The organism is Desulfobacteraceae bacterium, from assembly GCA_022340425.1.
In the GTDB taxonomy this organism is placed as follows: domain Bacteria; phylum Desulfobacterota; class Desulfobacteria; order Desulfobacterales; family JAABRJ01; genus JAABRJ01.
This window is the reverse complement of sequence record JAJDNY010000149.1, coordinates 1-9044: the sequence shown is the minus strand read 5'-3', so window position 1 is coordinate 9044 and position 9044 is coordinate 1. Positions and strand designations below refer to the sequence as shown.

Genomic DNA, 9044 nt, shown 5'->3' with positions numbered 1-9044 from the left:
TGGCGGCGGCCATGGCGTTCAAATTTTTCTGCAGCGCGTCGCGTGAAGCGCTGTGGACCAAGTGCGGGTGCATTGGGCTTGCGGTGGGAGTCATAGGTGGTGCTCTTGAATTTGTGTGCTCAAATTCAGCAGGCTGAAGATATGCGGGACAATAAAAAAGGCAAATTGCGAACCGGCGGGGTGTCACTGGAGAACAGCTACCAGTTGGTGCTGGACGACCGCGACCGGCTGGTTTGAACCACCCGGAGGGTCCGTGAACCGGTCGTCGTCACGAAAGAGCGCCAAACCGGGTTATGGCAGCGCTGCAGCTCGGGCTTCATCAGGCCGCTGCCCATCAAAAATCAGCTTTAGACTTCGCGAAGCCGGTCGTTTGGCGGGGCAGTCATTCCTTCAGGCGGATGGTGATGCGTCCATCCGCCACCCGGATGTCGTCCACCCCCGCGGCAAAGGCCTGCCAGAAGCCGGGCTTGGCGCCGAACTCCCCCACCAGGTCGATGTTCTTGATTCCGCCCAGCCAGGCGTTGGGAATCGGGACCCCCCAGAGGCTCACGCCCTTGAGCATGACGACCGGCTTGCCGCCGGCGTAGCGCAGCGCCAGCCCGGCCGAAACCCTCAGGGTCTTTCCACCCAGGAAGGGCATGTCCGGGTCCAGGGGGACCAGGAGCCTGGCGCTGGCCAGGTTCTCCGAGAGGTCGATGGCGAGTCGGGGGGCGAGGTCCGTGTTCCGGGCGATGAGGGCGTTGATCTCCCGCTGGGAGAAGCTCACCTCCCGGGAGGCGCTCGTTTCGTTGTAGGCCTCGGGTTCCAGTGGCGGGGGCTTGGCGCCGCCGTTGTCAGGGATTTGAGGGATTTTACTGGGTGCCTCTGCTGGCGGGCGTCTGGGGGCCAGTCGCTCGAGCTTGTTGGCGAGGGCTTTCTCCTCTTTTTGCGACAGGGTCACCGGCTGGAAGGATTTCGGGAAGAGGTGGCGGCTCATCAGCCAGACGGTGGCCGCAGAGGTAACCGCCGCGATCACAACCACCAGGACGATCGTTTTCATGCGGCCGGTGCTGCTGGAACGGGTATCGGGCGAGGTTTCTTTCATTTTCACTTCTCCCAAAATGCCCAAATCCAGAAGCTGTGGGCGGTGATCAAAAAAACCTTCGGTTCGAGGCGATCGGGGATGGCGCGGACGGGGAAGAGGAGAGATGGCGACCGCTTTGGCGGATTTTGAAACAGCAACAACCGACTGAAGCCAGCCGGTTGTTGCATTTAACGGCCGAAACGCCGGTTCTGGAGGAATCCACCATAGTCAACACGGTGGATTCCTCCGGGGTGCAAGCGAATGGTGTTGTTTTGCGGTGCCGGTTTACAGGTCGGGGTGCAGCTCCACGCGCCGGTTCTTGCGACGGCCTTCTTCGGTGTCGTTGCTGGCGATCGGGTTGGTCTCACCATAGCCCACGGCGCGGATGCGTTCAGCGGCGATGCCATTTTGGATGAACCAATCGCGGACAGCGTTGGCACGTTTCTCCGAGAGCATCTGGTTGTAGGCTTCCGGGCCGATGCTGCAGGTGAAGCCTCTGACCTCGCCGGTCATCTCCGGATTGTCTTTTAAGATCACCAGGGCTGCCTCCAGCAGAGTGGTGTCGTTGATGGTCGCGCTGTCGAAGTCGAACAGAACGGTGTCGCCAGCCATCAGCCAGCAGCCCACGTCGTTGACTTTGGCGCCAGTCGGCGTGCCGGGGCACTGATCGATGTCATCGGGGACGCCGTCGCCGTCGGAATCCAGCGGTGTGACCACTACGACGGGCGCCGGGGCCAGAAAAACCTTGGTCACGAAATCGGCCATGGCGTCGGGGTCGGTAATCTCATCGGCGTTGACGGCGAAGCCGCAGCCGCCGACCTCGGCGACACTTTTCATCAGCCTGGTGCCCTTGGCATCATCTCCCACCTGAACGGTGTAAATGCACAGGCGGTCGCCCATGGCGTCTTTCAAGGCCTGGACCGATTTCATGACATTTTCCTGGTTGATGTCCTCACCGTCGCTGACCACCACCAAGGCCGTTTTGCCCAGGCTTTCCTGCAGTTTCTGACCGGCCAACTCGGTGCCGTCGTACATCGGGCTGGTCCCGCCGACACACTTGAGGGAATCCAAGCCGGCGGCCATTTCGCTCTGGTTGTAGGGGGCCGGGCCAAAAAGTGCCAGGGCGTGCTGCTTGTTCAAGCATTCCCCGGAACCGAAGACCACCAGGGCCGCATTGGCATCGATGGGGGGCAGGGTGGCGTTGATGCCCGAGACAATCTTCTTGGCCAGGCTGATTTTGTACATGTCTTGGTATTTTTCGGCCATGGAGGAAGACGCATCCATCAAGATCACAAAGGTGTCGACGCTGGAAACAAAAGCCGAGCTGTCCAGCTGCGCGGCCTGAAAGGGTTCCGTGGTCATCGGGGGCGCCGTCGCACAGGCTGCGAGCAACCCCATCATCATCAGAATCAGGGAAACAGAAAATAGGCGTCTAAACATGGTTTTTCTCCTCCTTCTCGAGTGGGCACAGCCCGTTGATGGAAATAGTGCCAGCAGGCTTAAGCTGCTGAAGCTATCAAAAAGCCGCCATGAATGCGGCGGCGGTTTCATTCTGTGGCAACAGATAATCCCCGCCGCTGATGCCCAGCAATGTGAAAAAAGCAACGCAGGTTTTTTTGAGTCTTATCTACCGCTTTGAGGTTTTTTGAGGCGGTTCCGGAAGCCCAAAGCAAACTATTCCTTCATCAATTGAGGCGACACTAATTAAAAGACCACGTTCACAGCTTGCATTTATTGCAAAACATTACTTGTTTGTCAAACTGAAAATAGCTTTCAGGGGTGTGTTAAACATTGATTGAAGGATAATAATAACCTTACAACAGGAGCGCAATGGGAATATCCTAAACAATTTTGCTTGCGGCAGCCATCGACTATACCCCGAGTTCTCCCCCCCGTCGTTTTATTGTATTCAAAGGTAGGCCTTCATGACCTCCAGGTATTCGGGATAGCGCGAGAGATAAAAGGAAAGGGCGCGGGCGAAGTCATCGCCCAGCACGCCGTCGATGAACATCTGACTGATATCGCGTTGGCGCAGGAGTGTGAGCTGGGAGGTGATCAGCAGGTGCCGCTCCTCCTCATTGATATTCTTGAGCAGCCGGTCCAATGCGCTGCGGGCCCTGGGCTGGTACATCCAGAAGTAGAGCAGGTCAAGGGCGTGGATCGTGACGACTTTCTCCAGGTCGCGGGCCTCGCGGTTGGTCCGCTGGCGCATGCGCTCGGAAGGCGCCAGCAGGTTGTAGGCTTTGGCTTCCGGGTAGAGCAGTTCCAGTTGGGCATAGATGGCTAGCAGCTCGGAGAGCTTGTGGCGGTAGTCCCGGAAGCGTGTCCGGATGTTGTGGTGGCGGTCGGCGGTGCCTTCAATGATGCCGGCCATCAGGTCCGATGCGGTTTTGGAGATGATGGCGGCCCATTTTTGGAGGATGTCGTTCACCATGCCCACACCGGCAGCGGAGAGCGCCTGGCCGGCCGCCATGCTGATGGCCACGGCCACTGGAATGGACAGGGCGCTGCGGAAAAAGTTGCCGTAAACCGCGGCCCGCGGCAGGCCGCGCAAGGCGTTGTGACTGGAGAGATACAGCCCGTTGACCAGGGCCATGGCGGTGTAGAGCACCACCGGCTGGGTGGCGATGGTGACCCCCAGCAGGTTGTCCAGCAGCAGTGTTTTGGTCAGGTAGTCCAGCAGGGGCACCGAAAAACCGGTGAAGAGGAGCGAATCGGCGATGCGGTCCCAGCTGACGTAAGCGTTCCAGCGCAGCAGCGGCGAGCGCCGCAATCCACCGCCGCCCAGGACCGATTGCAGAATATTGCGCACCCCGGTGATCCCGAACCAGATGAAGGCCCCCAGGTAGGCCAGCAGCCACCAATCCTTGGTGAGGAAAAAAGTCGCAAAGGCGGGCACGAAGCCGATGGCCACCTTGAGCAGGTTGCGCAGGTGGGAATTGACATGCCGCCAGGAGGGCTTGCGGCGGGCCCCGCGGGCCGGCGGCGTCAACTCCAGACCGTTGCAGACCGTCTTTTCGACCCCGCCCAGGGTGACCACGTTGCCATGATCGGACATGCGGGTGGCGTCTCCCGGGACGGCCCAGTCGACTTTCCTGGTGGCCCAAACCCACCAGGGCAGAAGTCCGCTGCCCAAGAACCTGCCCCATCCTCCAAGGGCCTCTTTCGGGCCGGCGCCCCGGATGAAGGTGTGGCGGCGGTGTACGCTGAAGTGGATCGGGATGCGGTCGCGGCCCGCCCCCATGTCTTTCCTGACCTGCCGGCGGGTTCGGGGGGGCAGGGTTTCGATCACGGCAAGCCCCATGCCGTGAAACTTGGGTGAACGGCCGGTGGAATCGCTGCCGATGCGGGCCTTGATCGGTCTGCCATGATACCAGGCCTGAAGGGAGGAGATGTCGTGCAGGATGGCCTTGAGTTTGGCCAGGCGCTGAACTTCGCCGGGGTCGTTGTGCGCCTCGACCTGCTGGACGATTTCCAGGATCACCCGCTTGAGTTTGATGGGGTTGCGGTCGTTGATGGCCTCCTGCAGGTGGCTGATGGCGGGGATGTGTTGCGTGCGGCCGCTGGCCCAATCCTTGAGGTTGAACAATTCCAGCCGGGTGATCAGGCCCTTGCAGTCGTAGAGCAGTTCGAGGACATCGGCCACCACCAGGTTGGAGAGGTTCAAGGTGATGCGATAGCCCGATTGCAGGGAGGTGAGCCGTTGCAGCAGCTCCGATGGCGGCAGCCCCAGCAGGGCGGGGGTGTCGGGGGTGTCGCACGGGACGCTGCGGTCGGGCACATCGGGGTTGCTTGCCGGGGTCAGGCGTGCGGCCGCCACGGCTTCCAGGTCCAGCCGGTCCATCTCCTCGAACCAGGCGGCGATGCGTTTTTGCTCGGCCTCAGCGGCGGCCGGAAACGCCCCACGAAGTTCTTCTGCCTTTTGCTGTATGGCCGCCAGCAGCTGTTGCTGGATGAATTTTTCCAGGTGCAGGGTCGACTTCTGACCGACCCCCACAAAGGCCAGAAACTCCCGAACCTCGATGGGCGGCATATCGATGCCGTAGGTTCGGTTCAGATTGGCGATGTGGTTTCGGTTGAAGTTCTCCAGCAAGGCCATCACGTGGGCCTGCTGGTATTCCGAAGCCAGGCGGCCGTCTTGCATGAGGGCGGCCATGGCCGGTTCTTCGAGAAAGCATAGAAACTCCTGGGTGTCGGGAAAGCCCCGCGGTACCCAGATCAGGTTGATGTACTTGCCGCGGAAAGGTGCATAGAACTCGATCCCGATGCGGATATCGATCTCCATGATGCGCGCCGCTTCGGCCAACTCGGCGGCCGAGCGCGGCTCGATATAATTGTAATGCACCACCCGCAGGCGGCGGATGCCCTTGATCCAGGCGTCCATGACCAGGTGGGTGGAGGACTTGCGGCCCTTGGTGTTGGCATCGTGGACATGGTCGTCAAAGGAGATCTGGTTCCACGCTTCGGGCATCTCCAGCAAATGGTTGATGCGCAGCTGGCGGCGCACCTGCCGGGGCTTGCCCGCAGCCGTGATGCGGAAATCATGGGCCAGCTCCAGCTGGCGCAGCGGGTTGCCACGCGCCCGGACCACCTCCTTGATGATCTGCATCAGCACCCGCGCCGTGTTTTTGGGCATGGGCCCCTCGGCGGTCTCCAGCACTTCGGCCCGCAGCGCCCGCAGGGCCGCCAGACGCTCGTCCATGGCGCCGATCTCCAGCGAGGCCAGCAGGTGGACCATGGCATAAGCGATCCTCAGGCTGCGCGATTCGGCCATCTCCTTGATGCCGTGGGGGTGAAAATAGCCGTAGTAACGCTTGCGGATATAGTCCAGGTCGTGCTTTCTGGCACTGACGGCGTTGATGATGCGGATCAGCTCGTGGTCGCGGCGGTCGAAGAAATACCAGGGAACCCGCAGGGCGGCGTTGGCGGCTTTGAGGGTCAGTGGGGGCGCCTCGACTTCGAAGGCATCCAAATCAGGGGGCTGGGCGGTCATAACCTCTCGGTCTGATACTGCTGGGGGTGTCGTCTCCGGGTTCGGGGGGGCGATTTCAAGCTGCCTGACGGCACCTCCGGACATTGCAGGCCGGCCGTCGGCGGCAATGAGTATTCCAGGAATTTCCGTCGGGGTCAACAAGCATGTCGCTGCAGGCGTTCGTCGGCGGTGCAAGGCTGACAAGGCGCATCGCCGGCCATCACGGACGCGTTGCGGACAGATAGGCGTCCACATCCACCGCGTCCACCTGGGCCGGGTTCAGATAACGTTCGCCGTAGGCCCGGTAGACCCCGCTTTGCAGAAAAAGATCGAACAGGTCTGCATCGATGTGCCCGTCGTCGCGCATCATGCTCATGATACCCAAGGCCTCGTTGAGCGTCTTGGGGGTTTTGTAGGGCCGGTCGGTCGCGGTCAGGGCCTCGAAAATATCCGCGATCGCCATGATGCGCGCCGGAATCGACATCTGTTCCTTTTTCAGGCCGCGAGGATAGCCGCTGCCGATCATGGTCTCGTGGTGGGCGCCGGCGAATTCGGGGACGTTCGCCAGATAATCGGGGAACTCAAGCCGGTTGAGCATGATGATGGTCTGAATGATGTGCTCGTTGATCTTGAAGCGGTCCTCGGGAGAGAGGGTTCCCTTGGGGATGCTCAGATTGTAGAGCTCCCCCAGGTTGTACTGGGCCTCCGGGACCCTCATGGTGAACCCGAACGGGTTGTCGTTGAAGGGGTTTTTATCGGCGCGGGGGATCACGTGCTCGGGCTTGTCGGCGAGCAGCGGTTCGACCACCGGCAGCTTTGGCGCCGGTTGGCGGTCTTTGAGCGCCGCTTCCTCCCAGGAGATGCCGATGCGGTCATCGAGATGGCGCACCCATGTCCTCGCGGCGATCCGCCCCAGACGCGCGATTTTCTCGTCGGCCATGTACTCGCCGCCGATATTGCACCCGGCGACAAAGGCGAAATCGGATGCGATCTGCTGTTGGGTCTTGGCCAGCTCCTCCGCCAGCGCGCCTTCGTCACCGTCGCTGGTCAGGAGCCGGCGGTAGGTGTCGATTTCGGCGTCTCTCAGGAGCACCTCGAAGCGCATCCGGATTTCATGAATCCGGTTGTAGATCGTTTCAAGCTTGGTGGCCTTGTCCACCACATGTTCGGGGGTGGTGATCTTGCCGCAGTCGTGCAGCCAGGCGGCCACCTCGAACTCCCAGCGTTGATCCGGCGCGTCCATCTTGAAGTCGGCGAAGGGCTCCGCGGCGCTTTCGCAGACCGCCGTGGCCAGCATTTCAGCGACGACCGGAACGCGGGCGCAGTGGCCGCCGGTGTATGGGGATTTGGCATCGATGGCGCCGGCGATCAGTTTCGTGAAATCGTCGAACAGCTTGCGCTGCTGCTCCAGCAGACGCCTGATTTTGGCTTTCATCAGGAAAAAGGTCGTGATCAGGGAATGGATTTCCTTGATGCTGGAGTCGAAGGGCTCGGACTCGGAAAAGTCGGAGCGCTGGATCTTGACCGATTCGGTTTCCAACCGCATCAGGGCACCTGAAATCTTGCGCGATATCAGCAGGGAGAGCGGCAGCACCACCATCAGGACCAGACCGGAGAAGAGAAATATGCGCTGTTGCATCCGCCGGATGTGACCGGTGAAATCGTTCACCGGGGCGACAGAGGCCAAAATCTGGTCGAATTTCAACCCCGAGTCGAGGGGGGTGCAGCGCACCAAATAATTCGCGCCGTCGATCCGCATTTCCCGGGTGCCCTCGGGACAGTCCTGCGAGTCCCGGCGGTATTCCGCGACCACGGCGCGGACACGCGGGTCCTTGGATGCCTCATCGGTCAGAAAACGCAATTCTTGGCCGTCTCCGGCGACCACCGGATTCTCCGTTGGGTGCGCGATGATGCGGCCAAAACGGTCAAAGAGAAAGAGCGTGCCGTGCTCGGAGATCCTCTGCCGCTCCAGGGAGGCGGTGAAACGCTCCAGGGTGATGTCGGCCCCCATCACCCCGCCGCCGTGGAGAAGCTTTTCGGCGCAGGTGATGCCGGGAAGCCTGGATGAGCTGAAAATGTAGGGTGCGGTAAAGAAGGCCGCTTGCTCTTCTTGGGCCCTGATGAACCACGGTCTCACCCGGGGATCGAAGTCCGGGTCCAGGTCATCTCGTTCCCCGAGCACCTGTCGGGTTTGATCCAGAAAGCGCCAGCGCTGGGCACGGGAACCCGCCCCATCGGCCGGGATGGTGCGCAGGACATAAACCGTCCCCGGCGGGGCCAAGTACAGCCGGCGCAATGCCGGCTTGTCCCTCACGGCCACGATCTGGATGAAGCTGCCGTCGTCATAGCCGCAGTAGGTGGAAAAGAGAAAATCATACGAGGCGAGAGCGTTCAGCATGACCTCCGTTCCCGGATGTCCCGCAGCCTCTTCCGCCGGCGTGCTGGCCATGCCCGGCATGCGCGCGGCCGTCGCGACGATCATGGCGACGGATTCAAGCGCGTACCGGTAGCGTTGCAGGGTTTTGGTGTTGATTTCCGAAAAAAGGCGGTCGGCCATCTGGATCGCCGCCGTTTTGCTTTCCCGGTGGCTGATCCATAAGAAGAGGCCGCTCAAGGCCGTCACGATGATGGTCACCAGGGTGGTGATGCCGACATAGAAGGGAAAACGCTTGGTTTTGAAAGTCATGGGGGCTCCTGGCATCGGTCACAGGCGATGGCCCGCAAGGGGATGGACGGCAGCCCGCGGGATTGCACCGCGCAGCACCGGCTACGGTTCCTGATATTGGCCGACGCCGTTTTTGCCGCCTTTCTTAACGGCGAAAAGTGCGTGGTCGGCCGCGGCGATCAAGCCGTTTGAGTCCGCGGCGTGTCGGGGAAAGGTCGCCACCCCGTAACTGGCCTGCAGGCGCACCTGGATGCCGCGGTTCAGGACATAGATGCTCTCCTTGACCCGCGATCGGATCTCAAGCGCTTTTTGCAAGGCTTGGGTTTCGTCCAACCCCGGCAGGA

At 61.2% G+C, this 9044-nt stretch carries 5 protein-coding genes; all 5 read right to left on the bottom strand.

From position 1 onward, the window contains the following. Positions 1-382: 382 nt before the first annotated feature. A complete protein-coding gene (locus LJE63_12955) occupies positions 383-1084 on the bottom strand; it encodes an arginine N-succinyltransferase (GenBank protein ID MCG6907515.1) in 702 nt (233 codons plus the stop codon). Positions 1085-1348: 264 nt separating this feature from the next. Further along, positions 1349-2503: an OmpA family protein gene (locus LJE63_12950; GenBank protein MCG6907514.1), complete on the bottom strand. Its 1155-nt coding sequence runs from the start codon at positions 2501-2503 to the stop codon at positions 1349-1351. A gap of 469 nt (positions 2504-2972) precedes the next feature. Then, positions 2973-6056, bottom strand: coding sequence for a hypothetical protein (locus tag LJE63_12945; protein MCG6907513.1), 3084 nt, complete (start codon positions 6054-6056; stop codon positions 2973-2975). Between the two features lie 199 nt (positions 6057-6255). Beyond that, positions 6256-8721 carry a hypothetical protein gene (locus tag LJE63_12940; protein MCG6907512.1) on the bottom strand — a complete coding sequence of 822 codons (2466 nt, stop codon included), beginning with the start codon at positions 8719-8721 and terminating at the stop codon, positions 6256-6258. Between the two features lie 81 nt (positions 8722-8802). After that, positions 8803-9044 (bottom strand): diguanylate cyclase (locus LJE63_12935; GenBank protein MCG6907511.1); only part of this gene is annotated, 242 nt, incomplete at its 5' end.